Origin of the sequence: Paraburkholderia graminis C4D1M, from assembly GCF_000172415.1 — a bacterium.
In the GTDB taxonomy this organism is placed as follows: Bacteria; Pseudomonadota; Gammaproteobacteria; order Burkholderiales; family Burkholderiaceae; genus Paraburkholderia; species Paraburkholderia graminis.
Genome location: NZ_ABLD01000005.1, coordinates 419,126 through 443,784, shown reverse-complemented (window position 1 = coordinate 443,784; position 24,659 = coordinate 419,126). Strand labels below are relative to the sequence as shown.

Below are 24,659 nucleotides of genomic sequence, written 5' to 3'. Positions count from 1 at the left end.
CGACGACCAGATCGTGCCGATCGACGGCGCGGCGCGACTGTCGGCCAAGCTGGTGAAGAACGCGACGCTGAAGGTGTATGCCGGCGCGCCTCAGCCATTAACGGCATTAACAGCTAACAGCATCAGCTCTGCAGGAACTCCAGCAGATCGGCATTGACCTTATCCGCGTGCGTCGAGCACATGCCATGCGGCGCGCCGGCATACACCTTCAGCGTCGCGTTCTTCACCAGCTTGGCCGACAGTCGCGCCGCGCCGTCGATCGGCACGATCTGGTCGTCGTCGCCGTGAAGGATCAGCGTGGGCATGTCCATCTTCTTCAGGTCCGGTGTGTAGTCGACCTCGGAGAACTGCTTGATGCATTCATACTGGCCTTTGATCGAGCCGAGCATGCCTTCGCGCCAGAACTCGTCGATCAGGCCTTGCGACACTTTCGCGTTCGGCCGGTTGAAACCGTAGAAGGGCACCGCGAGGTCCTTGTAGAACTGCGAGCGGTTCGCCGCCACGTTCGCGCGAATGCCGTCGAACACGGACATCGGCAGGCCGTTCGGATGCACTTCGGTCTTGACCATGATCGGCGGCACTGCGCCGATCAGCACGGCCTTCGCGACGCGCGCGCTGCCGTGGCGGCCGATATAGTGAACGATTTCGCCGCCGCCCGTCGAATGGCCGACGAGCGTCGCTTCCTTCAGATCGAGCGCGTCGATCACCGCCGCCAGATCGTCCGCGTAGGTGTCCATGTCGTTGCCATGCGACGGCTGGTCCGAGCGGCCGTGGCCGCGGCGGTCATGAGCGATCACGCGATAACCCTTCTGCACGAGGAACAGCATCTGCGGGTCCCAGGCGTCCGCGTCGAGCGGCCAGCCGTGCGAGAACACGACGGGCTTACCGGTGCCCCAGTCCTTGAAAAAAATCCGCGTGCCGTCTTTCGTCGTGACCGTGTTCATGCTGTGTCGCTCTCCGTGATGTGAGTGAGATGAGTTGCCCGCATGGCTCGCGCCGCCGGCCGATGCCGCGGCCATCGCGGCGCCGGGCGCGGCAAACGCGGCAACGGCCGCGCTTGCGCCCGCTGCGAGCAACTGGCGGCGATTTGCCGATGGAACTGCGGATGAGTTAGCCAAATTATTCTCCGTACCTGTGACGTTGTTGTGTGCCGCTTTCAATGCTACGGGCGCGCATAGTCGCCGTACTTCAGATTGCTTAATTGTTGTTAACCTCGTGTTGTTAAGCGCGTGTCGCCCGCCACGCGTCATCACGCATGCCGTCCCGACTCGAACAGGAACCACACGCGCTGTTCGGCTTCGTCGATCCAGTTTTCGAGCAGGCTTGCCGTCGCGACATCGCCATACTCGTCGCACAGCGAATGCGTTTCGCGCATATAGCCGGCAAGCGCCAGGTTGTCCTCGCGCAACTCGGCGAGCATGTCGTCGGGCGTGACGAAGTCCGCGTCGTTATCGGCGATGCGCTGCAGCTTCGTGATGTGTCCCGCCGAGCGCAGCGTCTTTCCGCCGATCTTGCGCGCGCGCTCCGCGATGGGATCGGTGGTCGCGTAGATCTGGTCCGACTGTTCGTCGAGCAGCAGGTGATAGTCGCGGAAGTACGGGCCGGACATATGCCAGTGGAAGTTCTTCGTCTTCAGATAGAGCGCGAACACGTCGGCGAGCAGCGTGGTCAACGCGGCGGCGATGTCGCGCGTCGCGTCTTCGCTGAGGCGGGTCGGCGTCTTCAGCGGCGCCGCGCGATGCGCTGCGGCCTCTTTGATGTCTTTCATGGCGATTCCTTTTTAAAGGCGAGTGAGCAGCGGGTCGAACGTGTCGAAGCATTCGGTTTACCGCGCTGCCAGTGTAAAAACGCCGCCCGCAAAAAGTCCTGCAAAAAAGATGAAAAGTTCTGAGGCGCATCACCGTCTCGCCACGCCTCGCCGGACAGTTCTTTTAAGAACTATTAAGGGCTTGCACAAGGACTCGGCAAAACCCCGCCGATAGACTGCCTCCCAGTTCGACTCGCCGTGAGTGCGAGCCCCGCACTCATCCCAGTCTGCCTGTCCTTTCCCACTGGAGCCCGTCATGTCCCAGGACCCGTCAACCGGATTCACCCCGGCCGAAGTCGTTTTCTTCAACGGCAAAATCGCGACGCAGGACGACAAGCGTTCGTTCGCGGATTCGCTTGCCGTCGCGAACGGCCGTGTGATCGCCGCAGGTTCGCGCGATGCCGTGATGCGTCACGTGAACGACGCCACCCGCCATGTCGATCTGAAAGGCCGCACGGTCATTCCGGGTCTCAACGATTCGCATCTGCACATCATTCGCGGCGGCCTGAACTTCAACATGGAACTGCGTTGGGACGGCGTGCCGTCGCTCGCCGATGCACTCGACATGCTGCGCAAGCAGGTCGCGCGCACGCCGGCGCCGCAGTGGGTTCGCGTGGTCGGCGGCTGGAACGAATTCCAGTTCGCCGAGCGGCGCGGCCCGACGCTCGAGGAAATCAACGCGATCGCGCCGGATACGCCGGTGTTCATCCTGCATCTGTACGACAGCGCGCTGCTGAACGCGGCGGCGCTGCGCGCGGTCGGCTACACGAAGGACACGCCCAATCCGCCGGGCGGCGAGATTCAACGCGACAAGCGCGGCAATCCGACCGGCATGCTGATCGCGCGGCCCAACGCCGGGCTGCTGTATGCGACGCTCGCGAAGGGTCCGAAGCTCGCGCTGGAAGACCAGCGCAATTCGACGCGCCACTTCATGCGCGAACTGAACCGCCTCGGCGTGACGAGCGCGATCGATGCGGGCGGCGGCTATCAGGCCTATCCCGACGACTACGCGGTCATCATGGAGATGGCCAGGCGCAATGAACTGACCGTGCGCATCGCGTACAACCTCTTCACGCAGAACGCGAAGAAAGAGATCGAGGACTTTGCGAAGTGGGTGAAGATGACGAAGCCCGGCGAAGGCGACGACTTCCTGCGCGTGAACGGCGCCGGCGAAATGCTGGTGTTTTCCGCAGCCGACTTCGAAGACTTTCTCGAGCCGCGGCCCGATTTGCCCGACACGCTCGAAGTCGAACTCGAGGCGGTGGTGAGACTGCTGGTCGCGAACCGCTGGCCGTTCCGTCTGCATGCCACGTATAACGAGTCGATCGAGCGCTTCCTGAATGTGTTCGAGCGCGTGAACGCCGACATTCCGTTTAACGGCCTGCGCTGGTTCTTCGACCATTGCGAAACGATCACGCAGAAGAACATCGAGCGGGTGCGCGCGCTCGGCGGCGGCATCGCCATTCAGCATCGGATGGCGTATCAGGGCGAGTACTTCATCCAGCAGTACGGCGAAGAAGCGGTCAAGCACACGCCGCCGATCCGCCAGATGCTCGACGCGGGTCTGCCGGTCGGCGCGGGCACGGACGCGACGCGCGTCGCCAGTTTCAATCCGTTCGTGTCGCTTTACTGGATGGTGTCGGGCAAGACGGTCGGCGGCACGGCGATGTATTCGAGCGCGAACAAGCTCGACCGCATGGAAGCACTGCGCCGCTACACGGTGGGCAGCGCGTGGTTCTCGAACGAGGACGACCGCAAGGGCGCACTCATGCCGGGCCACTTCGCGGACTTCGCGGTGCTGAGCGACGACTATTTCAGCGTCGACGAAACCAGCATCAAGTACCTCGAATCGGTGATGACGGTGGTGGGCGGCAAGGTCGTCTATGCGGCCGACGAGTTCGCGCCGCTCGCACCGCCCGACCTGCCGGTGAGCCCGTCGTGGTCGCCGGTCGCCGAGTTCGGCGGCTACAGCCGTTATAAGCCGACCGCGGTGGCCTGCGTGGACGGCTGCGTGAATCTGTGCGGCGTGCACGCGCATGCGCACGGCTGGGCGTGGCGCAAGAACGTGCCGGTCAGCGATTCGAACGGCTTCTGGGGCGCGCTCGGCTGCAGTTGCTTCGCGTTCTGACGCGCGCCACACGCACCAGGCACTTCATGTTGCGCCCGGCTCTTTAATACATCGTCGCAAGCGGGAACCCTCATGCCGACTCTGACCGATGGCGTGCTCTATGGGCTCGGCATTCTGGTTCTCGACTTCCTCGCGTGGCGCTTCATGGGCCGGCGCAGCGAGCAGGCGCGGCTCGCGTTGCGCGCGCTGATGTTCGGCCTGTCGAGCTACGTGCTGTTTAGCCACGGGATGAATCCGCTGCGTGAGGCGCCGTGGTCCGCGGAACCGGTGCGCCATCTGCTCGCGCAGATTCTCGAGGTCGTGTGGTGGCTGCAAGGCGCGCGGCTTGTCACCGTCGTGCTCGACCGGATGGTGTTGCCCGACACCTGGCACAAGGAGCGTCTCTTTCAGGACGTGCTCGGCGCGCTGGTGTTTCTCGCGGCCGCGGTCGGCGCGATCGCGTTCGTGCTGCAACTGCCGGTGCGCGGGCTGCTCGCCACTTCGGGAGCGGTCGCCGTGGTGCTGGGTCTCGCGATCCAGAGCACGCTGAACGACGTGTTCTCCGGCATCGTGCTCAATGCGACGCAGCCGTTTCGCATCGGCGACTGGATCACCATCGGCGAAGTGGAAGGCCGGGTCGTGGAGAGCAACTGGCGCGCGACGAGCCTGCTCAACTCGCAGGGCAACATCGTCGTGATTCCGAATAGCGTGGCGGCACGCACGAACATCGTCAATGCAAATCAGCCGATGCACACGCACGGCGTGAGCGTGGTGCTGCCGGTCAAGCCGTCGGTTCGTCCCGCGACGGTATTGCAGGCGCTGATGCACGCCGCGGCGAGTTCGCCGGAAGTGCTGACCGAGCCCAAGCCGCTGGTGAGCGTGAAGCGCGCGACCAACGACGCGATCGAGTACGAGATCGTCTGCTATGTCGACGCGTGGACCAAGAAGATCGGCGTGCGCAACGACCTTTACGACCTCGCGCACCGGCATCTGCTATCGCGCGGTGTGGTGTTGCGGCCGTTGTCGGTGGCCGAACCCATAGGCGAGCCCGCCGACGAAAAGCAGCGACTGCTGCGCAACGTGCTGATCTTCCAGACGCTCGACGACGGTGAAATCGCCGAGCTTGCCGCGCAATTGACGCCGCACGAGTTCGACGCCGACGACACCATCTACAGCGCCGCCGACGAGGGCGGCCACGAGTTGCATATTCTCGCGCGCGGCGTCGCGAAAGCGGTCGTGACGAAAGAGGGCGTCGAGGTCGAGTTGCGCAGGCTCGCGCCAGGCGACTCGGTCGGCCAGTCCGGAATACTCGCCGGCGTCAGAACCGGCGTGATCGTGCGCGCACTGACGCGGGCCACGGTGTTCCGGCTCGACAAGGACGCGCTGACACCGATCCTCGCGCGGCGGCCGGACGTGGCGCGCGAAATGTGCCGGCTGCTTTCCGTCCATCACGAAAGCGAAAAGATGCTGCTCGCGCCGTCCGCGAATGCCGATGCGGGCAGCGGCGGTTTGCTGCAATGGATTCGCGACGGCGTGCGGCGTTTTCACGAACTCGCGCTGTGAGCGCGGGTGTGCGCTTGCGCTTATTTCCGCTTCAGGCTTTTTAAGTTTGCGCCAAGGCTTTTATCGGCGGCAATCGTTACGCTGTTCAAGGCTCGGTCGATGGCCTGCCGATGGCAGCCTTTCGCGTGTTCGCAGGAATCGCGCGAGGACTACGGCCCGATGAAGAGGCCCGCGCGGAGGCCCGCGCGATGCGCTACGTGGAGGAGATGAGATGAACAGGACCATAGCGGGCATCGCGATGCCGGACAGTGCGATGGCTCGCGGGGCGACCGAACGGGTCCGCGCGACGGAATCGGCGCTGATGTTCCATCACGCGCAGCGGGCGTTTTTATTCGGCGCGTTGACCGGCTATCGCGAGAACCTGGTGTTCGACATCGAACTGCTGTACGTGGGCGCGATGTTTCATAACGTGGGCCTGAATATCGTGCATCGCGGATCGTCGTGCCGCTACGAGGTCGATAGCGCGAACGCGGCGCGCGACTTCATGCGCGAGCACAAGGCCGCGGCGAGTGCGATCGACGAAGTCTGGCTGGCGGTCGCGTTGCATACGACGCCGGGCATTCCCGAGCATCTCGCGCCGCTCGCGGCGTTGCTTGCCGCGGGTGTGCAAATGGACGTGCGCGGCGCGTGCTACGACGAATTCGCCCCGCAGCAGCGCGACGAAATCGTCGAGGCGTGTCCGCGGGAAGCGGGCTTCAAGAAGCGGATTCTCGAGGAATACGCGCGCGGCATGGAGTTTCGTCCGCATACGACGTTCGGCACCGTGAACGCCGACGTACTGGACCGGTGGGACCCGAACTACCGGCGTCTGAATTTTTGCGGGCTGGTGCTCGGTTCGGAATGGCCGAACTGAGCATGGCCCCGATAGGAGATTGACATGGGCTACATCATTTCATTGGGCGTCGGCTTCGGCGTCGGACTGCTCTACTGGCTGCTCAAGGTGCAGTCGCCGGCACCGCCGTTGATCGCGCTCGCCGGCCTGCTCGGCATGGTGCTCGGCGAACACGCGATCCCTGTCGTGAAGGGCCAGCTCTTCACGCCGAGCGCGGCGGTCCAGAGCGCGCCGCCCGCAGCGGATGGCGCCGCGCAAAAACCGCTCGCGCCGGGTGCCGCGAAAGAGGGTGGTTGATTCCAAGTTAGTGCGCAGTTGATTCCCACGTTAGTGCAGCGATTCCTCCGCTCCATTGCACACGCATTTTTCCAACACGATCAGGTCATGCATATGTTCCATTCGCTCCAGCGTTTTCGTCCTCTCGCGGCGGTGTCCGCCGCACTGCTCATCGGCCTGACCGGCCTCACGCCGTTCACATCCGCATTCGCCGATGCCGGTCCGCCCGAAGTCGCGAGCGCGAAGACCGCGCTTGCCGCGCGTCATCCGGACGTGTCGGTCGGTCCGCAATACGACACGACCCACGTGTATGTCGCTTCCGCGGATCTCGACGCGTTCGTCAACAGCTTCATCGCGACGTTCGGCGGCAAGGCGTCGCCGCGCGCGGTCTTCACCGTCACGCCGACGCCGAGCCGCACCGCTTCGCAATATGTGCAGACGCCGGTGGGCATGCTCTCGGTGTTCGGCTTCGAAACGCCGGTGCCGTATCCGTTCGGCAATGAGCGCACCGGCTACCTCGTTACCAATATCGATCAGGCCGTGAAGGCCGCGCGCGCGGCGGGCGCCGACGTGCTCGTCGACAGCTTCGACGATCCGATCGGCAAGGACGCGATCATCCAGTGGCCGGGCGGTCTGACGATGCAGCTCTACTGGCACACGAAGGCGCCGAACTATGCGCCGCTGCAAAGCGTGCCGGATAACCGCGTGTACGTGTCGCGCTACGAGGCCGACAACTTCGTGCGCCGCTGGGTGCACTTTTCGCACGGCAAGGTGCTGTCCGACAATCCGCGCGCCGATGGCGGCGTGATCGGCCGTCCGGGCGAAACGATCCGCGAGATTCACATCGCTTCGGGCTTTGGCCGTATGGTCGTGTTCGTCACCGACGGCAAGCTGCCGTTCCCGTTTGGCCGCGACACCACCGGCTATGCCGTCGACGATGTCGCGCAGACGCTGCAACGCGCGCAAGCGGCCGGCGCCAAGGTGCTGTATGCGCCGTACGCGTCCAATGGCAGCGCGGCGGGCAAGACCGCGATGCTCGAATTCCCGGGCGGATATATCGCCGAAGTACACGATGGCCGCTAAAGCGACCGCGATGCAGATGACGCAGACGATGCACGCAACGTCGGCGGCGAGTTCACGCAAGGTGGAGACGACGGCGCGTGCTCGAACGGCGCGCCGTACCGCGCTGCGCGCGTGGCTTTTCGCCACGAGCGTGACGACGGGACTGGCGACGGGTCTGACTGCCGCAACGCCGGCTTTTGCCGTGGAGAGCGCATCGGGCAGCGCCGCGAATACGGCGAGCACCGCCACCAACACGGCGCTAGGCAGCGCCGACGACACAGCCCTCGTCAGCGCTCCCGCCACCAGCACGTCGTGCACGCGCCCAGCCGTGATGTTCAACCGCTGGCAGGAAAACTGGTCGGCGCTCGCGAATCCGTGCGTCCCGAAGCGTCCGTTCGATTCGCTGAAATACATCCCGCTGTTCGGCAATCCCGACGCGTACGTGTCGCTCGGCGTGGTGCTGCGCGAGCGGCTCGAAACCAACGACGCGCCGCTCTTCGGTCTCGGCTCGGGGCATGCCGACACGTATCTGCTGCAACGCCTCGAAGTGCATGCGGACGTGCGCCTCGGTCCTCACGTGCAGATCTTCACGCAGTTGGAGGACGCGCATCCCTACGGCAAGAACACGGTCTCGCCAGTCGACAAGAATCCGCTCGACTTGCGTCAGGCGTTTGTCGCCATCGTGGAGCCGCTCGGGCCTGGCGTGATCAAGTTCCGCGTCGGCCGCCAGGAGATGGCGTTCGACTTGCAGCGCTTCATCTCCGTGCGTGACGGCCCGAACGTGCGCCAGGCGTATGACGCGATCTGGGCCGACTACGAGACCGGTCCGTGGCGCTGGATCGCCTACGCGACGCAGCCGGTCCAGTACCGCGACAACAGCGATTTCGACGATGTGTCGAACCGGCATCTCACGTTCAGCGGCGTGCGCGTGGAGCGCCAGGGCGTCGGTCCCGGCGACGTGTCCGCGTATTACTCGCGCTACAACCGCAGCAACGCGCGCTTTCTCGACGCGACCGGCGACGAGCATCGCGACGTGTTCGACGCGCGCTATGCGGGCAAGCTCGGTCACGTCGACTGGGACGTCGAGGGCATGTATCAGTCAGGGCATGTGGGCACGAAGACGATCGGCGCATGGGCGGTCGGCTCGCTCGCCGGCTACACGTTCGCGTCCGCGCCGTGGACGCCGCGCGTCGGCATCCAGGTCGATGCGGCATCGGGCGACAACCATCCGGGCGACGGCCGCGTCGGCACCTTCAATCCGCTGTTTCCGAACGGTTATTACTTCGCGCTCGCCGGCTACACCGGCTACGCGAACCTGATCCACGTGAAGCCCTCGCTCGTCGTCAAGCCGACCAGCAAGCTCTCGCTGCTCGCGGGCGTCGGCCTGCAATGGCGCGAGACCACCGCCGACGCGGTCTATCAGCAAGGCTCCGCGGTCGTGCCGGGCACGGCGGGACGCGGCAGCCGATGGACCGGTTTCTATACGCAACTGCGCGCCGACTGGGCCGTCACCGCGAATCTCGCGGCGGCGCTCGAAGCCGTGCATTTTCAGGTGGGACCGTCGCTGCGCGAACTCGGCGCGCGCAATGCCGACTATGTCGGCGCCGAGCTGAAGTTCGGCTGGTAGGTAAGAGAGAAGAAGAGAGCGGCAACGGGTCACGCATACAAAGGTCATCGCAATGAGCACTTCCGGTTTTTCGCTCGACGCCTCGCAACCGTCGGAGCTCGAGTTTCCTTATTCATCGCTCGAATACCGGCAACATCAAATGTTTCCGCGTTTGTCGGCGGCGGAGATTCAGAGCGTGCGGCGCTTTGCGCGGCCGATGAGCTTCAAGGCCGGCGAACTCATCTTCAAGACGGGCGAAGTCGCGCTCGGACTCTTCGTGCTGCTGCATGGACGCGTGCGGATTTTTTCACGCGACAGCTTCGGCCGCTCGACGCTCGTCACCGAACACGACGACGGGCATTTCATGGCGGAGATGGCGCAACTGTCCGGCAAGCCGGCGCTGATCGACGGTCTCGCGCTGACGGACGCCGAGACGCTCGTGATCGAACCCGAGCGCCTGCGGGCGCTGATCGTCGCCGATGCGCAACTCGGCGAGCACATCATGCGTGCGCTGATCTTGCGGCGGCTCGGACTGATCGAGCAGGGCCTCGGGCCGATCATCGTCGGCAATGGCGACGATGCGCGGCTCGTCGGCCTGCAAGGCTTCCTGCGCCGCAATGCGTATCCGGCGACCGTGATCGACGCGCGCTCGGACCCGGAGGCCGTCGCGCTGCTCGGCGGCATGACGACCGGCCCCGGCGATTTTCCGCTGGTGTTCTGCCCGAACGGACATGTGCTGCGCGCGCCCGATGAAGCGCAACTCGCGTCGTGCCTCGGACTCGTGCCGACCTTCGAGCAGTCGCATCGCTACGACGTCGCGATTGTCGGCGCGGGTCCGGCCGGACTCGCCGCGTCGGTGTATGCGGCGACCGAGGGACTGTCCGTCGCCGTGTTCGATCAGCGTGCGCCTGGCGGCCAGGCGGGCGCGAGCTCGCGCATCGAAAACTATCTCGGCTTTCCCACCGGCATCTCGGGTCAGGCGCTCGCCGCGCGCGCATTCCAGCAGGCGCTCAAGTTCGGCGCGCATCTCGCGATTCCCGGCAAGGTCACGGAGGTGCGCCGCGATGACGGCATGTTCGCGCTGACGCTCGTCGACGGCCAGCGCATCAGTGCGCGCACGGTCGTGGTGGCGAGCGGCGCCGCGTATCGCAAGCCGACGGTGCCCGGCTTCGAGCGCTTCGAGGGACGCGGCACCTACTACTGGGCATCGACGATCGAAGCGAAGCTCGTCAAGGGGCAGGACATCGTGTTGATCGGCGGCGGCAATTCGGCGGGGCAGGCCGTGGTGTTTCTCGCCAACTTCGCGCGCAGCATCCGCATGCTGATTCGCGGCCGCGATCTCAACGCGAGCATGTCGAAGTATCTGATCGACCGGATCGGTTCGCTGCCCAACGTGTCGTTGTGCACAGGCTGCACGCTGAGCGAGCTCGAAGGCGACGAAGCGGGCCTCACTCAAGTGCGCGTGCGTCACGAAGCGAGCGGCGACGAAGAAGTCGTGGCCACGCGGCATCTGTTTCTCTTTATCGGCGCGGACCCGAAAACCGATTGGCTCACGGCGAGCGGCGTCGAACTCGACAATCGCGGCTTCGTCGTGACAGGAATCGCAAGAAGCGACGCGGGCGGCTCCGCGGCGGGCCTGCGCTATCCGCTCGAAACGAGCGTGCCGGGCATGTTCGCGGTCGGCGACGTGCGCTCGGATTCGGCCAAACGCGTGGCCGCGGCGGTCGGCGACGGCGCGGCGGTCGTCGCACAGATTCATGCGTATCTCAGCCAGCCGGCGAAAGTCGCGGCTCATTCCTGACGGAGCAGAAGATGAAGTCGTTTCAACGTAGCTGGACTTTGCATGCGGCCGCGCGTTGCATGATGATTTTGGGCATGGCCGCGAGCTTTTTATGCAGTGCGGCGTTCGCGGCCGCGCCGCAAGTCAAGACACAAGGGCCGGGCTTTTACCGGCTCATGCTCGGCAAGTTAGAAGTCACGGCGCTGCTCGACGGCACGCATCCGTTTCCCATCGACACTGTGATTGAAGACGTGTCGAAGGCGGAGATCGCGCGCGACCTCGAACGCGATTTTCTGAGCGCGCCGGTGCAAGGCTCGATCAACGCGTTTCTGATCAACACGGGTTCGAAGCTGATCCTGATCGACACCGGCGCGGGGGTGCTGTACGGCGATTGCTGCGGCAAGTTGCTCGGGAATCTGCGCGCGGCCGGGTATCGGCCCGAACAGATCGACGAAGTGTTGCTCACGCATCTGCACAAGGATCATGTGGGCGGGATCGTGATCAACAGTGCGAGCAGCGGCACGATGGCGTTTCCGAACGCGCTCGTGCGAGCAAGCCGGGCCGAAGCCGACTACTGGTTGAATCCGGCCAACAAAGCGAAAGCGCCGGCTTTTCTGAGCACCTTCTTCGACGCCGCGAGCGCAAGCGTCGCGCCGTATATCGCGGCGGGCCGCTTCAAACCGTTCGATGTCGACGTCGATAGCGATATCGAACTCGACGCAGGCATCCGCGCCATCGCGTTGCCTGGACACACGCCTGGCCACACCGGTTATCTGATCGAGAGCGGCACGGAGCATCTGCTCGTGTGGGGCGACATCGTGCATGTGGCCGCGATCCAGTTGCAGAACCCGACAGCCTCGGTCGAATACGACACCGACGCCGCCGCTGCACAACGCTCGCGCCGCAGCGCGCTCGAACTCGCCGCGAATCGGCGCTACCTGATCGGCGCCGCGCATATCGCGTTTCCAGGCCTCGGGCATATTCGAAAAAACGGCGGCACGTACGACTGGGTGCCGGTCAACTACGAGGCCGCGCCTGGCCACTGATGCGGCCACTGATGCGGCCACTGATGCGGCCACTGATGCGGCCACTGAAGCAGCCGACGTTGCGAGGCGAGCCGCCTGCAACGTGGACCACCGGCGCATAGTCAACACTCGAGGAGAATCGCGATGCACATCGAATCCCCCGCCAAGCAATGCACGAATGCAGCCAGGCACGAAGCGGGCGTGCATCGTGACGAATGCCGTGCAGCGCGCGACGAGTGCGAGCATGAACTCGAACATGAGCAGGAATACAGGCACGACGGCACCAGCGCGCCCATCTGGAATCACGTGATCGAGCGGCTTCTCGCCGGCTATCGCGGCGACGCCGAAGGCGAGCCGTATCGCGTGCTGCCGCTCACGCGCGAGGCCGCCAACGGGCCGTCGCGGCATCGGCAGGTCGAAGTGATCGAGCGCCTGTCGGAGACGTCGATTGCGGTCCTCTGGCAGGACGCCACGCTCTGCCGTTACGCGGACCAGGTGTGGATCAGTTGCCGCGCGCGACTGAAGGGACGCTGCGCGCTGAGCGGCGCGACGATCCGCCGGAACGACATGATCTACAAGCCGAGAGTGCGCAGCGCGGTGCCGGTCAACGCCGCGGCGATGATTCTCGCGTCGGTGGTCGAGCTTCAGCATCCGCTCGTTCAGTACAAAAATTTTGAACGATAGGTTCAGTTTTTTCCGCGCATGCGTGATTACTGTTGGTCTAGACTTCGGGGACTCATCGCCGGGTAGCCATTGCCCGGCAGCATCTTCATCCCTCGTGCTCTGGATACCGCCTCATGATCCGCATCGGCCCGCTTCAGGTGGACCTGACCAGTCGGGAACTGCTTCTCGACGGACAACCCGTGCGCATCGGCAGCCGCGCATTCGACATGTTCGCCGTCCTGATCGCCGCAAAAGGCGAACTGGTGTCGAAGAACGACATGTTGAAGGAAGTGTGGCCCGACACCATCGTCGAAGAAAATAATCTGCAGGTTCATATGTCCGCGCTGCGCAAGGTGCTTGGCGAGAGCCGCGGACTCATACAGACGGTCTCGGGCCGCGGCTACCGGCTCGTCGCGCGGCAATCGCCGGTGCAGCACGCGAGCGGCGTGACGTTGAGCGGTTTCGGCCGCGACCTGCAGGCGGCCAACGACCGCCAAAGCGCGGCCGCTCACATCCCGCACAATCTGCCCGCGAGCTTCTCGCCGCTGATCGGCCGCGACGACGCGCTGCGCGACGTCGCGCAGGCGCTCGCATCGGCGCGTCACGTCACGCTGCTCGGCGCGGGCGGCATCGGCAAGACGCGTCTTGCGGTCGAAGTCGCGCGCCGCCTGCTCGACGCGTATCCGGACGGCGTCTATCTGATCCCGCTTGCATCGACGTCGGACGCGAACAGCGTGCTCGCGATGTTCGCCGCGAGCGTCGGCGTCAGCAAGGCGAGCGGTCCGCTCACGCTCACGCGCGTCAGCAGCGAGTGGGGCGAGCGGCGCGTGCTGTGCGTGATCGACAATTGCGAGCATGTGCTCGGCCCGGCCGCCGAACTCGCCGACGCGCTGCTGAATGCCGGTCCGGGCGTACGCGTGCTGACCACGAGCCGCGAGCCGCTGCGCCTCGCGCAAGAGCACTTGTACTGGGTCGCCTCGCTCGATGTCCCCGCGCACGACGATCAAAGCCAGCAGGTACTCGAGCGCAGCGCCGTGCAGTTGTTCCTGTCGCGCGCCCGCGCAATGGATGCGCGTTTTTCGTCCGACGAACGCAGCATTCAATTGACCGGCACCGTATGCCGCCGGCTCGACGGCATACCGCTTGCGATCGAACTTGCGGCCGCGCGCGCGGCCACACTCGGCATCGAAACACTCGCGGATCATCTGGACGACCGCTTCGACATGCTGACGGGCGGCAACCGCACGGCGCTGCCGCGGCATCAGACCTTGAAGGCCACGCTCGACTGGAGTCACGGCCTGCTCGACGACGCGGAGCGCGCGACGCTGCGCAGGCTCGGCATCTTCGTCAACAGTTTTTCGATCGACGCGGCCATCGCCGTCGCCGCGGACTCTGGCTTGCAGCAAGCCGCGGTGATCGCGGCGGTTTCAGGGCTCGTCGAAAAGTCGCTGGTGGTCGCGCGCGTGGAGCGCGGCAAGGCGAGCTATCGGCTGCTCGAAACAACGCGTGCGTACGCGCTGCAAAAGCTCGACGACAACGGCGAGCGGCGCGCGGTCACGCTCAATCACGCGCGCTATTTCACCGGCTTGCTCGAGCGTCATATGTCGGCAGAAGCGCGCTTGTCGGAAGGCGATGCCGATGCCGACGCCGACCGCTGGCATGCGCGCATGCGCGGCTGGCTCGACGATCTGCGCGCGGCGCTCGGCTGGGCGCTTTCGTCGAAAGGCGACGACGCGCTCGCGGAAAAACTCGCGGTCAAGGTGGTCGGGTTGTTGTACGAGCTTTCGCTGGTGGACGAATGCTGCGCGTGGGCGCGCCGCGCGCTGGAAAGCGTCGCGCATACGCATGGCGCGTCGGGGTCGACCCGGCATCTGCGGGTGCGCATGCAACTGCTCGCGGCGCTCGGTGCGGCGCTCGTCTACGTCAACGGACCGAACCGCGAAACGCTCGCGGTCTGGGCCGAGGTGCTGGCGCTCGCCATCGCGCTTGCCGATCGCGCATTCGAAGCGCGCGCGTTGTGGGGCATGTGGAACGCGAGCCAGTCGTCGGGCGCGGCGCGCAATGCGCTGGCGTTCGCGCATCGGTTTGCGTCGCTCGCGGCGCAGACCGGCGACACGAGCAACGGCATTCTCGCCGCGCGGCTTCTCGGCATAGCGTGGCACTACGCGGGCAATCAGCAGCAGGCGCGCGCGTCGCTCGAACGCTTTCTGCTGCAAGCGGATACGCTGCAGCACGGTTTGCCGCTCGGTCAATCCATCGATCAGGGCGTGGTCGGCCGCGCGACGCTTGCACGGCTGCTGTGGTTTCAGGGCGCGCGCGACGAGGCGCTCGATCTCGCGCAAGCCTGCGTCGCGAGCGCGTGCGCGGAAGACCAGGCGATCGTCACCTGCTACGTGCTCGTCGAAGCGGAGATTCCGCTCGCGTTGCTGTCGGGTCAACGCGAGCGTGCCGCAGACGCCATCGCGTTGCTGCGCGATGTATCGGCGCGCACGGGCCTCGGTGTCTCTCAAGCGTGCGCGCGCTGTTTCCAGGAGTACCTGCGTTCATTCGACGACGTGAGCCCCGCGCGTCTCCAGGCATTTCGCGCGGCGCTCGACGAACTCGACGCGCTCGAATACGCCGCGCAACGCGCGATGCTGGTCGCGCAGTACGCGCTCGCATTGGGCCGCGCGGGACGGCGCGAGGAAGCCATCGCCGCGGTGACGCGCGCGCTGGCCCAATGCGACGAAAGCGGCGACCATTGGTATGTGGTCGAACTGCGGCGCGTGCAGGGCGAGTTGCTGCTTCAGGATGCCAATGTGTTTTCAATTGGCAGCGCCGCGATGGATGCGAACGCGTGCCTGACGGCGGCCATGGAGGAATCGCTCGCGCAAGGCTGCGCTTCGTTGCAGTTGCGTGCGGCCACCAGTCTCGGCCGCCTGTGGTGCGCGCAAGGGCGTGCTGCCGATGCGGTGCGCCTGATCGAATCGGCGTGCGCGAAACTCACGCAGGGGCTCGATTTCGACGATTTCCAGGCGGCGCTGCAACTGCTCGAAACCGCGAGAGCTTCGGCCGCGATGGTGCCGCAATGCGCGCACAGAGAAGGCGAGGCGAGTGCGCCGCCGCCTGTCGGGCGTTCGCGGCAGCCGAGAGTGAGCGAAGGATGCTAGCCGGCGCGCGGCATTGGCTTTGAGCGGCCTGGGTTATGCCTGAGTCACGCCCGCGTCACGCCCGCGTCACGGGTGCGTCTGCATCACGGCGGACTGATCTGCATGTCGAGCATTTGCCGTTGCACGGCCTGGTCGACCAGGTCGGGATGATCGAGGCGCTCGACCCACCAGCGCAGCGCCTTGCCCGTCTCGTCGTCGCGCCATGCCAGATAAAAATGCGTGATCTCGCGCATGCCGAGCACTTCTTTCTGCACCAGGTCGCCGTTCCTGAGCGCCTCGACGGCGAGACATTCGGGGATCGTGCCGGCAGCGAGCCCGCGCAACTGCGCGGCGAGCTTGGTTCCGAGCGTCGGCACGGTCAGCACTTCCTGATTGTCGGCGAGCGCGATGGTGCGCGGCGCGAGTTTGCGCGACGTATCGCCGATCGCCACCGCGCGATAGCGCGCGACCACGTCGAGCGTCAGCGGTCCGGGCATGCTTGCGAGCGGATGATCGGGCGCGACCACGAAAACGTGCCGCAAAGAGCCGATCGGCTTTGCGACGAGATTCGGAATCGGCGGCGGATCGCCCGCGGCGCCGACAATCAGATCCGCGCGGCGCGTGAGCAGCGCGTCCCACGAACCGCCCAGCACTTCCGTCGACAGATTCAGGCGCGTGTCGAGCTTGAGCTTATAAAACTCGCCGACGTGATCCCACAGCAGCGCGAACGGAATGATCTCGTCGACGGCGACGTACAGGTCGGACTCCCAGCCTTGCTCGATGCGCTTCGCCTTGCATTCCAGATCTTCTGCTGCGGCCAGCAAACGGCGGCCTTCCTCGACGACGACGCGCCCCGCATGCGTGAGCGTGGCGCGCCGGCCACTGCGATCGAACAGCTTGACGCCGAGATCGAGCTCGAGCTTCTGCACCAGATACGTGAGCGACGACGGCACCTTATGCAGCGTTTCCGCGGCGCTCGCGAAGGTGCCGGTTCGATCGACGGCGTCAAGCACCTGAAGGACTTCAAAGGAAAGATTCATGACGAAGAAGGGCGAAGGACGACATCCATTCGAGCCGGGCGGCTGAAGCGCTCAGCATACTGGATTTCATCGCAGGCGCGGTGGCCTGGGCGCCGGCTTCTTCGTTGTTGTCTGTTCTTTTGTTGACGGCGCTATGCCGTGCGATTGTCGGACGACCAGGCCGCGTGCGGGGCGGCAGAGGTGTCGACGGCCCGGCGCGCCGGCATGTTCGCGGGACGCTTCGCGAGCCGTTCGAACTCGGTCACGTCGTGACTGCAAAACACGCTCACCGCCTGGCTCGTCAATGCGAGGTCGCGCAACCGGCTTTGATTATCGAAGCGCGCCGCGCGATCTTTTTCGAGCATCCACTGATAAAAGCGCAGCCCCGGCGTGCAATGCGGCTCTGCATGCATTTCGGCGTGATGGAAATAAGCATCGGCGGCATTGAACAGCCACCGGTCGCCCGTCGTATTCACGGCGATGCCCGCATGACCGAACGTGTGTCCGCGCAACGGCACGACGAGCAATTCGGGCGGCAGTCCGTCGAATTGCTGCACGCGCGAAAAGCCATTCCACGTTTCGCCTTCGCTTGCCTGATACACGCGCCATTTCGCGGACGTCGACCACTGCTGCGGACGAAACCGCTGCCGGTCCATCCACGTTCTTTGCTCGAACGCGTAATCGCGCTCGACGCGCAACAGGTGCACGGTGGCGTGCGGAAAGTCGTCGAGGCCGCCCGCATGATCGAAGTCGAGATGGCTCAGCACGATATGCGTGACATCGCGCGGATCGAAACCGAGCCGCTGAATCTGCCGGATCGCGGTCATTTCCTCGCGGAAATCCGGGCTCACGAGTCCGAGAAAGAAACGGCTGATCCGCGAGCGCGGATCGGCGACGTCGCGCAGACCGAAGCCGGTGTCGACCAGCACGAGCCCCGCGGAAGTTTCGACCAGCAGGCAGTGGCAGGTGAGCAGCCCGCGCTCGGCGAGCGAACGCGTGCGTCCGTCCATCAGGCGGCCGCCCAGCGGGCAGGTCGAAATGCAGTTGAGATGGTGCACGATCATCGCATTCGTCCCGTAACGGAAGGGGAAGGAGTGATGCAACGTCGCGCAAGCGCTATACCTGATCGTGCGAGAGCGGCTATGGGTTCGGCGCGGCTTGCTTCGCGTTCGTGACGTTCGCCGCATTCGCCGCATTCGCGAAATATTCCGCGGCCATCAGGCGGAATGCGGTGACGGCGGGATTGTCCTGATCCGCGCGCCAGGCCATGCTCATTTCCGCGTGAATCGTGTTGCCGGCGATATGCCGGAACTCGACATTGTCGTAATGAAACCGTTGCGCAGACGCCGGCAGAATCGCGAGCCCGAGTCCCGCGCGAACCAGCGACAGAATCGTGGGCGTCTGATCGATGTATTGCGCGATGTTCAGATTCACGCCTTCGGCCGCGAGCATGCCCATGATGCGGTCATGAAAGTACTTGCCTTGCGCGGGCGAATGCATGATGAACGGCTGCTCGTCGAGTTGCTTCAGTTCGATCCGCTCGAACTGGCACAACGCGTGGCGCCTCGGCAGCGCGACGATCAGCGGCTCTTCGTCGACGAGAAGAAACTCGAGCTTTTGCCTCGATTGCAACGGACGCAGAAAGCCGAGGTCGATTGCATTCGCGGCGAACGCTTCGATCTGCGCGGCGGAAACGAGTTCGAGCAATACGACGTCGATCTCGGGCAGCACGTCGGCGGCGGCGACCAGCAACTCGGGAATCAGCTCATAGCCGGCCGCGCCGGTGAAGCCGAGCCGCACGCGCCCGGTCTTGCCCTTGCTCGCGCGCCGCACGGTGCTTTCGGCCTGCTCGGCAAGATTGAGCAGACGCGTCGCGTCGGCGAGAAACACGCGGCCTTCGGTGGTCAGCTTGACGGTGCGGCCAATGCGTTCGAACAGCTTCACGCCGAGGTTGTCCTCGAGCAGTTGAATCTGTCTGCTCAATGGCGGCTGTGTCATGTGCAGCAGCGCGGCAGCGCGTCTGAAATTCAGTTCTGTCGCCGCGGCGACGAAGCAACGCACTTGTCCGAGATCGAGCATTCTTGTATCGGCATGGAAGGGAAGTCGACGCTCATTATAGGTGCGCGCGCTCCCCATCCGATCCGGACGCCGCGGCGAGCCGCGGGCCGGTGCTGCATCACGTTGCTGCGTCAGGTCGCTGCATCACGTCGTGAGACTGCCCTCGGGACGCTGCCCTGCAAGCGCCTGTTCGAGGCTTGCCAGCACCATTTCGCCCATCGCGGTGCGCGATTCGACCGTGGCGCTCGCGCGATGCGCCTGCAAAACAACGCGGTCCGTGTCGAAGAGCGCGGGCGGCACGTTTGGTTCGTCGACGAACACGTCGAGTCCCGCGCCCGCGATCACGCCGCCTTGCAGCGCCTGCACGAGGTCGCTTTCCACCACGAGCTTGCCGCGCGCGACGTTGATCAGGTAGCCGTTCTTGCCGAGCGCATCGAGCACGGCGGCATTGACGATGCCTTGCGCCTTGTCGGCGGCGGCGGCCAGCACGAGAAAATCGCAACCGCGCGCGAGCGACAGCAGATCGGCGACGAACGGATGCGGCACATCGTCCATGCGGCGCAAATCCGTGTAGGAGATCGGGCAGTTGAACGCGCTCGCGCGCTGCGCAATCGCACGCCCAACCTTGCCCATTCCGACGATGCCGACGCGCTTGCCGCTCAAGCGGCGCGACAGCGGCAACGCACCCGGATGCGGATTCTTCTGCCAGTTGCCCGATTTGACGAACTCGTTGCCCGCGCAGATTTCGCGGCATACCGCGAGCATCAGGCCGATCGCGAGGTCGGCGACATCTTCCGTCAACGCGCCGAACGTCGCTGTCACCGGAATGCCGCGCGAGCGCGCGAATGCGAGGTCCACTGCATCGGTGCCCACGCCGTTGACCGCGATCACTTCCAGAGCGGGCAAGCGCTCGATCAGGTCGTTCGAAATGCCGGTGTGGCCGCCTGTGATAACGCCTCGGATCGACGCGCCGTGCTCGCTGATATAGGCATCCTTATCATTTTGTTCAAAGAGGCGATGCACCGTGTAGCGCGATGCGAGCGTGTCGTTGATCGCGGGAATCAGAATGGGGTTCAGTTGCAGAATGTTCGGTTTCAAAGCGGCGCTCCTTGTTGTAGTCGACGATCCGGCCGGCGCGGCGAGCGGCGCACGCATCCAGTCGCGATGTCGGCGGATGATGGGCCCTTTCACGAATCGCGTCCAATCCCAAAACGCTATCAGTTGATCCACGGATCGAAGCGTAACGGCGCACTCGCCGGTGATTCAATCCAGGCATCAATTAATAGCGAGAAAAGATTGGACGGCCCATGACACCGCCCGCAGAATCGAAGCGTCGGAAGGAGCATTCCTTCGCCTGCTTCCTCAAGGGAAGCGGCTAATAAGTTCTAAATACATCGGAGACAAAGCGTGAAAACATGCCGCTGCATGACGCCTCTCGCTGCATCAGGTTTTTTACCGATGCACCCGCTGTTGCACTCGCAATTGCATTCCCGTCCCGACGCAAGCTCGCGAGGGATTCGCCATGAATAATGCGGAGAGTGTCGTCGCGGATGCGAAAGCCGCACCGCTTGCGCAAAAGCGCACGGGCCACCGCTGGATCGTGATGGGGCTGATCTTCTGCATCTGGGCGATTGCCTGCGCGGACCGCGCCAATTTCGGCTTTGCGCTGCCGTACCTGAAAAAGGAATACGGCATCACAAACACGCAGGCGGGACTCATCGTGAGTCTCTTTTCGTTTGCGTACGGCTTCGTGCAGATACCCGTCGGCCTGCTTTACAAGCGGCTCAGTGAAAAGACCACGGGCTTTCTGTTTTCGGTCTTCATGATTCTCACGTCGGTATTTACCGGGCTGATGGGCACGACGTCGTCGGTGTTTCTGCTCCAGGCGTACCGCGTCGGTCTCGGGTTGTCCGAGGGTCCGTTGGGGATCGGCTGCACGAACGTGATCAACCGCTGGTTTCCCGCGAAAGAGAAGGGCACGGCCACCGGCCTGTGGATCGCCGCGTCCAAGCTCGGGCCGCTGATCGTGCCGTCGGTGTGCATCGTCGTGATCCAGTTGTGGGGATGGCGCGAGATCTTTTATGTCTTCGCGGTGCCGGGCCTTGTGCTTGCTGTCGTGTGGATGGTTCTCGTCACGAATTCGCCCAGTGAAAACCGCTTCTGTTCGGAAGCCGAGCAGCGCTATATCGCCGACGATACCCCGCGCCAGGGCCGGGGCGCCACCGCGTCGCGCCGCAATGAAGTCGCGCGTATTCCGTATCTCGATGCGTTCAATCGGACCAAGCCTGTCGCGCAACTCGAGACGATCCGCCAGGTGTTCGGATCGTGGAATATTCTGGGCGTCGCGATCGGCTATGGCTGCATGATCGGCATCAGCAACATCTTCATGTCGTGGATGCCGACGTATCTCGTCACGGTCAAGGGTTTTGCGTCGGTAAAAATGGGCTTTCTCGCGTCGGCGCCGTTTATCGGCGCGGTGGCCGGCAACATGCTCGGCGGCGTCATATCGGACCGGCTGCTCGCCGGCCGCCGCAAGCCGATGATGATGCTCGGCGCGCTCGGCACCATGCTGATGATGCTGCTGCTGATCGACGCGCCGGACAGCGTCGCGTATCTCGGCGTCGCGCTGATGCTCGCGGGCCTCATGCTCGGCATCGGCTTCGCCGGCTATTCCGCGTACCCAATGGGACTCGCGACGAAATCCACTTATCCGACGGCCTTCGGCATCGTGAACTGTGTCGGGCAGATTGGCGGCGCATGCGCTCCGCTTGTCGTCGGCATTCTGCTCGACAAGTTCAGTTGGACGAGCGTGTTTCTGTATATGGTCGGCACGGCGCTGCTGTGTCTGCTGCTGCTCTTCAGCGTGGCCGAGCCGATTGCGACGCGGCGCGGCGACGGGCCGCAAGCGCGCGCGAAGTAGCAGGGCCACGCGAGGCGTATGACGCAGGTTTAAGCGCTCAATCGAAGTCGAACACGTCGAAAATCGAGCGCTTTTTCTTGTGCGTCCGATAACCCGATCGATGATCGTCGTAACGGCGTTGATCGTCGTAGACATGCCCGCGATCGCGATCCCGATAGTCGTCGTGGCTCGGGCGCGCGTGAGCGGGCGCGGCTGGCGCGGCTGTTTCGGCGGCGTCTTGCGCGATCAGCTTGTCGAGCTCGCCGCGGTCGAGCCACACGCCGCGGCACTGGGGACAGTAGTCGATTTCGATCGAGCGGCGCTCGGTCATCAGCAGGTCAGGCGTTTTGCAAGCAGGGCATTTCATGGTGTCGCTCCTTGTTACGAGAGGTGGAAACGCTCATCGAGCGGTGCCCGCAGCGCGCTTCGACTTCGAGCGGCGCACGAGCATGTTCACTGCCTCGACGAACGCGGAGAAAGCCATCGCCACGTAGATATAGGCCTTCGGCACATGCGTTCCAAAGCCTTCCGCAATCAGCGTCATGCCGATCACGAGCAGGAAGCTCAATGCGAGCGTGACGATGGTCGGATTGCGGTCGATGAATTGCGACAGCGGGCGCGCCGCGAACAGCATCGCCATGACCGCGCTGATGACCGCGAGGAACATGATCGGCAAATGGTCGGTCATGCCGACCGCCGTGATGATGCTGTCGACTGAAAACACGATATCGAGCAGCAGAATCTGGCCGATGGCGCTCGCCACGGTCAACTGAACGGTGCTGCCCGCGCTGCGGTCTTCGTGGTCCGCCTGCGCGTGCACGACGTGATGGTGCATTTCACGCGTCGCTTTCCACACGAGGAACAGGCCACCGCCAAGCAGAATCAAATCGCGCCATGAAAACGCGTGGTCGAACAGCGTGATCGCGGGCGCGGTCAGTTGCGCGATCCATGCGACCGTGCCGAGCAGGCCGAGCCGCAGCACGAGCGCGAGCATGATGCCGAGACGCTGCGTGCGCGCACGCTGCGCCACGGGCAGCTTGTTGCTGAGGATCGAGATGAAGATCAGGTTGTCGATGCCGAGCACGATCTCCATCACGACGAGCGTGAGAAGCGCGACCCATGCGGCGGGATCGGCAGCGAGTGTGAGCAGGGTGTCCATGAGTTCGTCGGCGAATGGGGTTGAATAGCGGTGGAATAGCGATGCAATAGCGATCATGATCGCCCAATGCGTGGATCGGATAAACCAGTGTTAAGCTGATCGACATATCGGTTTTTCCGAAGCTAATTTATATCGGCCGTGCCATGCTCAACTACCGTCATCTGTACTATTTCTGGATCGTCGTGAAGGAGGGCGGCTTTGCGCGCGCAGCCGAGCGGCTCGATATGGCGGTTCAGACCATCAGCGCGCAGGTCCGCGAACTCGAAAAATCCATCGGGCGGCAATTGCTGAAACCGGCCGGCCGCGGCGTCGCGATGACCGAAGCCGGCGAGACCGCGTTCAGCCGCGCCGAGCAGATTTTTCAGCTCGGCGAGGCGCTGCTCGACGACATGCAAGAGGCGGGCGGCGAAGGCGTCGCGCGCCTTGCGGTCGGCCTGTCCGATGGCATTTCAAAGCTCGCGGCGCATGCGCTTCTCGCGCCCGTGCTCGGCACGCCGTCGCTCAGGCTGCTGTGTCACGAGGGAGAGCCCGCGCAGTTGCTGTCCGAGCTCGCGCTGCATCGGCTCGATCTGGTGCTCGCTTGCCAGCCGGCGCCGCACAATTCCGATCTGCGTGTGCTGAGTCAGCGGCTCGTCGGCTCGCCCGTCGACTGGTACGGTCCTGCGGAAATCGTGCGCAAATCCGCGCGCGCGAGTTTTCCGCACTGTCTTGCCGATTTGCCCGTGCTACTGCCCACGCGTCACGCCGCGTTGCGCGCGCGGCTCGATCGCTGGTTCGATTCGCACGGCATCCGGCCGCGCGTCGTCGGCGAGTTCGAGGACAGCGCGCTGATGGCGGTGTTCGCCGCGCGCGGCCTCGGCGTGTTTCCGCTCGCCGAACTGGGCGCGGAAGAGTTGTCGCTGCTGCGCGGTTTGCGCCCGCTCGGCCGCGCGGACGGCGTGGTCGAAGAGATTCACGCAATCCGCTCGCGCCGCGGGCAGCATCATGCGCTGGCTTCTCAGGTGATGGCGAGCGCGCGCTCGTAATTGCGCATCACATGCGACGGAAAGCCGTGGCGACGTGCGACCGGTTTCAGTTCGTGTCCCCATGCATCGAACACCGCGGCGAGCAGCGCGATTTCGCCGTCCGCGAGGTAGTCGTCGGCGACCGTCACCGCGACGCATAGGCGGATGACCTTGCGGCGCAGCGCGGGATCGTCGATTTCGTCGATCAGCGTGGCGAGCAACGCGGTGTCCAGGCGGCCCATCGGTGGCGCGGACGATAACTGCGCGATCGAGCGGTCCTCGCACAGCGTCTGCAGGATCTGCGCGAACTGCGCCGGCGCGAGGCCGAGTTCGCCGGCTATGTCGAGCTTCTCGAGCGCGCGCTCTTCCGAACTGCACACATGGCCGTCCGAAGTGAGCGCAAGCGCGACGATACGGGCTGCTGCCTCTTTGCTGTTAAGCGGATAGCTTCGCATGATCGGGTCCTTTCGCGGACAATGTCCGTGTTGATGATGAGCCCAGTCTGCGGCAGTATCCATATCGGATAAACCTGTTAATCGCGAAGTTAAGGTGCGGAAAATGCGAAGTGTCACCAACCGCCGTTGCCGCGCGTTTTTCAGCGTCAGCGTCAGCGTCAACGTGAGCGTCAGCGGCATGCGCGTGCCTGACGCCTACGCGCATGCCTGAAGCCG

Annotated in this window: 21 protein-coding genes; 12 read left to right on the top strand and 9 right to left on the bottom strand. The window is 64.5% G+C overall.

Annotated elements, in window-relative coordinates; translation table 11 throughout:
* Positions 1-122: 122 nt before the first annotated feature.
* Together BGRAMDRAFT_RS12275 and BGRAMDRAFT_RS12270 are read right to left on the bottom strand one after the other, a co-directional pair.
* Positions 123-944: an alpha/beta fold hydrolase gene (locus BGRAMDRAFT_RS12275; protein WP_006049062.1), complete on the bottom strand. Its 822-nt coding sequence runs from the start codon at positions 942-944 to the stop codon at positions 123-125.
* A 305-nt stretch (positions 945-1,249) separates the two neighbouring features.
* The gene (locus tag BGRAMDRAFT_RS12270) at positions 1,250-1,768 is read right to left on the bottom strand and encodes a Dps family protein (protein ID WP_006049061.1); all 519 of its coding nucleotides are present in this window, start codon (positions 1,766-1,768) and stop codon (positions 1,250-1,252) included.
* 295 nt (positions 1,769-2,063) lie between these two features.
* Between BGRAMDRAFT_RS12270 and BGRAMDRAFT_RS12265 the strand changes: the two genes are divergently transcribed.
* The 10 genes from BGRAMDRAFT_RS12265 (at position 2,064) to BGRAMDRAFT_RS12220 (ending at position 15,870) form a co-directional block, all read left to right on the top strand.
* Positions 2,064-3,935 (top strand): amidohydrolase, encoded by a 1,872-nt coding sequence (locus tag BGRAMDRAFT_RS12265; RefSeq protein WP_006049060.1) that lies wholly within the window; start codon positions 2,064-2,066, stop codon positions 3,933-3,935.
* Positions 3,936-4,007: 72 nt separating this feature from the next.
* Positions 4,008-5,477, top strand: coding sequence for a mechanosensitive ion channel family protein (locus BGRAMDRAFT_RS12260; protein WP_006049059.1), 1,470 nt, complete (start codon positions 4,008-4,010; stop codon positions 5,475-5,477).
* Between the two features lie 211 nt (positions 5,478-5,688).
* Positions 5,689-6,330, top strand: coding sequence for a hypothetical protein (locus BGRAMDRAFT_RS12255; RefSeq protein ID WP_006049058.1), 642 nt, complete (start codon positions 5,689-5,691; stop codon positions 6,328-6,330).
* A 24-nt stretch (positions 6,331-6,354) separates the two neighbouring features.
* Positions 6,355-6,606, top strand: coding sequence for a DUF1427 family protein (locus tag BGRAMDRAFT_RS12250; RefSeq protein ID WP_006049057.1), 252 nt, complete (start codon positions 6,355-6,357; stop codon positions 6,604-6,606).
* A 93-nt stretch (positions 6,607-6,699) separates the two neighbouring features.
* Positions 6,700-7,668 carry a VOC family protein gene (locus BGRAMDRAFT_RS12245; RefSeq protein ID WP_006049056.1) on the top strand — a complete coding sequence of 323 codons (969 nt, stop codon included), beginning with the start codon at positions 6,700-6,702 and terminating at the stop codon, positions 7,666-7,668.
* Positions 7,658-9,274, top strand: coding sequence for an alginate export family protein (locus BGRAMDRAFT_RS12240; RefSeq protein ID WP_006049054.1), 1,617 nt, complete (start codon positions 7,658-7,660; stop codon positions 9,272-9,274). The genes BGRAMDRAFT_RS12245 and BGRAMDRAFT_RS12240 overlap by 11 nt, the downstream gene beginning before the upstream one ends.
* Before the next feature lie 52 nt (positions 9,275-9,326).
* Positions 9,327-11,054 (top strand): FAD-dependent oxidoreductase, encoded by a 1,728-nt coding sequence (locus tag BGRAMDRAFT_RS12235; protein WP_006049053.1) that lies wholly within the window; start codon positions 9,327-9,329, stop codon positions 11,052-11,054.
* 11 nt (positions 11,055-11,065) lie between these two features.
* Complete coding sequence (locus BGRAMDRAFT_RS12230) at positions 11,066-12,079, top strand: MBL fold metallo-hydrolase (protein WP_006049052.1); 1,014 nt, start codon at positions 11,066-11,068, stop codon at positions 12,077-12,079.
* A 123-nt stretch (positions 12,080-12,202) separates the two neighbouring features.
* Positions 12,203-12,742: a DUF3331 domain-containing protein gene (locus BGRAMDRAFT_RS12225; RefSeq protein WP_006049051.1), complete on the top strand. Its 540-nt coding sequence runs from the start codon at positions 12,203-12,205 to the stop codon at positions 12,740-12,742.
* Positions 12,743-12,855: 113 nt separating this feature from the next.
* Positions 12,856-15,870 (top strand): winged helix-turn-helix domain-containing protein, encoded by a 3,015-nt coding sequence (locus BGRAMDRAFT_RS12220; RefSeq protein WP_006049050.1) that lies wholly within the window; start codon positions 12,856-12,858, stop codon positions 15,868-15,870.
* A gap of 83 nt (positions 15,871-15,953) precedes the next feature.
* Here BGRAMDRAFT_RS12220 and BGRAMDRAFT_RS12215 read toward each other — a convergent pair whose 3' ends face one another.
* From BGRAMDRAFT_RS12215 to BGRAMDRAFT_RS12200, 4 genes are all read right to left on the bottom strand, one after another.
* Complete coding sequence (locus tag BGRAMDRAFT_RS12215; RefSeq protein WP_006049049.1) at positions 15,954-16,889, bottom strand: LysR family transcriptional regulator; 936 nt, start codon at positions 16,887-16,889, stop codon at positions 15,954-15,956.
* A 131-nt stretch (positions 16,890-17,020) separates the two neighbouring features.
* A complete protein-coding gene (locus BGRAMDRAFT_RS12210; protein WP_006049048.1) occupies positions 17,021-17,932 on the bottom strand; it encodes an MBL fold metallo-hydrolase in 912 nt (303 codons plus the stop codon).
* Between the two features lie 76 nt (positions 17,933-18,008).
* The gene (locus tag BGRAMDRAFT_RS12205) at positions 18,009-18,947 is read right to left on the bottom strand and encodes a LysR family transcriptional regulator (RefSeq protein WP_006049047.1); all 939 of its coding nucleotides are present in this window, start codon (positions 18,945-18,947) and stop codon (positions 18,009-18,011) included.
* A gap of 123 nt (positions 18,948-19,070) precedes the next feature.
* A complete protein-coding gene (locus BGRAMDRAFT_RS12200) occupies positions 19,071-20,024 on the bottom strand; it encodes a 2-hydroxyacid dehydrogenase (RefSeq protein WP_006049046.1) in 954 nt (317 codons plus the stop codon).
* Positions 20,025-20,448: 424 nt separating this feature from the next.
* Here BGRAMDRAFT_RS12200 and BGRAMDRAFT_RS12195 point away from each other — a divergent pair, with 424 nt between their 5' ends.
* Positions 20,449-21,846: an MFS transporter gene (locus BGRAMDRAFT_RS12195; protein ID WP_006049045.1), complete on the top strand. Its 1,398-nt coding sequence runs from the start codon at positions 20,449-20,451 to the stop codon at positions 21,844-21,846.
* Between the two features lie 37 nt (positions 21,847-21,883).
* Here BGRAMDRAFT_RS12195 and BGRAMDRAFT_RS12190 read toward each other — a convergent pair whose 3' ends face one another.
* Together BGRAMDRAFT_RS12190 and BGRAMDRAFT_RS12185 are read right to left on the bottom strand one after the other, a co-directional pair.
* Complete coding sequence (locus tag BGRAMDRAFT_RS12190) at positions 21,884-22,192, bottom strand: TFIIB-type zinc ribbon-containing protein (RefSeq protein WP_006049044.1); 309 nt, start codon at positions 22,190-22,192, stop codon at positions 21,884-21,886.
* Positions 22,193-22,225: 33 nt separating this feature from the next.
* Positions 22,226-22,984: a TerC family protein gene (locus BGRAMDRAFT_RS12185; RefSeq protein WP_044020922.1), complete on the bottom strand. Its 759-nt coding sequence runs from the start codon at positions 22,982-22,984 to the stop codon at positions 22,226-22,228.
* 143 nt (positions 22,985-23,127) lie between these two features.
* Here BGRAMDRAFT_RS12185 and BGRAMDRAFT_RS12180 point away from each other — a divergent pair, with 143 nt between their 5' ends.
* Positions 23,128-24,009, top strand: a complete 882-nt coding sequence (locus BGRAMDRAFT_RS12180; protein WP_006049042.1) for a LysR family transcriptional regulator — start codon at positions 23,128-23,130, stop codon at positions 24,007-24,009.
* Here BGRAMDRAFT_RS12180 and BGRAMDRAFT_RS12175 read toward each other — a convergent pair.
* Entirely contained in the window at positions 23,982-24,443 is a 462-nt protein-coding gene (locus BGRAMDRAFT_RS12175) for a tellurite resistance TerB family protein (RefSeq protein WP_006049041.1), read from the bottom strand. The two genes, BGRAMDRAFT_RS12180 and BGRAMDRAFT_RS12175, sit on opposite strands and share 28 nt — an antisense overlap.
* Positions 24,444-24,659: the final 216 nt, after the last annotated feature.

What these genes read in the sequence shown, in the direction of transcription:
- BGRAMDRAFT_RS12185 (WP_044020922.1), bottom strand. Translation starts at nt 22,984, where the DNA reads ATGGACACCCTGCTCACACTCGCTGCCGATCCCGCCGCATGGGTCGCG.
- BGRAMDRAFT_RS12235 (WP_006049053.1), top strand. Translation starts at nt 9,327, where the DNA reads ATGAGCACTTCCGGTTTTTCGCTCGACGCCTCGCAACCGTCGGAGCTC.
- BGRAMDRAFT_RS12210 (WP_006049048.1), bottom strand. Translation starts at nt 17,932, where the DNA reads ATGATCGTGCACCATCTCAACTGCATTTCGACCTGCCCGCTGGGCGGC.
- BGRAMDRAFT_RS12240 (WP_006049054.1), top strand. Translation starts at nt 7,658, where the DNA reads ATGGCCGCTAAAGCGACCGCGATGCAGATGACGCAGACGATGCACGCA.
- BGRAMDRAFT_RS12265 (WP_006049060.1), top strand. Translation starts at nt 2,064, where the DNA reads ATGTCCCAGGACCCGTCAACCGGATTCACCCCGGCCGAAGTCGTTTTC.
- BGRAMDRAFT_RS12180 (WP_006049042.1), top strand. Translation starts at nt 23,128, where the DNA reads ATGCTCAACTACCGTCATCTGTACTATTTCTGGATCGTCGTGAAGGAG.
- BGRAMDRAFT_RS12270 (WP_006049061.1), bottom strand. Translation starts at nt 1,768, where the DNA reads ATGAAAGACATCAAAGAGGCCGCAGCGCATCGCGCGGCGCCGCTGAAG.
- BGRAMDRAFT_RS12230 (WP_006049052.1), top strand. Translation starts at nt 11,066, where the DNA reads ATGAAGTCGTTTCAACGTAGCTGGACTTTGCATGCGGCCGCGCGTTGC.
- BGRAMDRAFT_RS12215 (WP_006049049.1), bottom strand. Translation starts at nt 16,889, where the DNA reads ATGAATCTTTCCTTTGAAGTCCTTCAGGTGCTTGACGCCGTCGATCGA.
- BGRAMDRAFT_RS12225 (WP_006049051.1), top strand. Translation starts at nt 12,203, where the DNA reads ATGCACATCGAATCCCCCGCCAAGCAATGCACGAATGCAGCCAGGCAC.
- BGRAMDRAFT_RS12220 (WP_006049050.1), top strand. Translation starts at nt 12,856, where the DNA reads ATGATCCGCATCGGCCCGCTTCAGGTGGACCTGACCAGTCGGGAACTG.
- BGRAMDRAFT_RS12275 (WP_006049062.1), bottom strand. Translation starts at nt 944, where the DNA reads ATGAACACGGTCACGACGAAAGACGGCACGCGGATTTTTTTCAAGGAC.
- BGRAMDRAFT_RS12205 (WP_006049047.1), bottom strand. Translation starts at nt 18,947, where the DNA reads ATGCTCGATCTCGGACAAGTGCGTTGCTTCGTCGCCGCGGCGACAGAA.
- BGRAMDRAFT_RS12255 (WP_006049058.1), top strand. Translation starts at nt 5,689, where the DNA reads ATGAACAGGACCATAGCGGGCATCGCGATGCCGGACAGTGCGATGGCT.
- BGRAMDRAFT_RS12195 (WP_006049045.1), top strand. Translation starts at nt 20,449, where the DNA reads ATGAATAATGCGGAGAGTGTCGTCGCGGATGCGAAAGCCGCACCGCTT.
- BGRAMDRAFT_RS12250 (WP_006049057.1), top strand. Translation starts at nt 6,355, where the DNA reads ATGGGCTACATCATTTCATTGGGCGTCGGCTTCGGCGTCGGACTGCTC.
- BGRAMDRAFT_RS12175 (WP_006049041.1), bottom strand. Translation starts at nt 24,443, where the DNA reads ATGCGAAGCTATCCGCTTAACAGCAAAGAGGCAGCAGCCCGTATCGTC.
- BGRAMDRAFT_RS12260 (WP_006049059.1), top strand. Translation starts at nt 4,008, where the DNA reads ATGCCGACTCTGACCGATGGCGTGCTCTATGGGCTCGGCATTCTGGTT.
- BGRAMDRAFT_RS12190 (WP_006049044.1), bottom strand. Translation starts at nt 22,192, where the DNA reads ATGAAATGCCCTGCTTGCAAAACGCCTGACCTGCTGATGACCGAGCGC.
- BGRAMDRAFT_RS12245 (WP_006049056.1), top strand. Translation starts at nt 6,700, where the DNA reads ATGTTCCATTCGCTCCAGCGTTTTCGTCCTCTCGCGGCGGTGTCCGCC.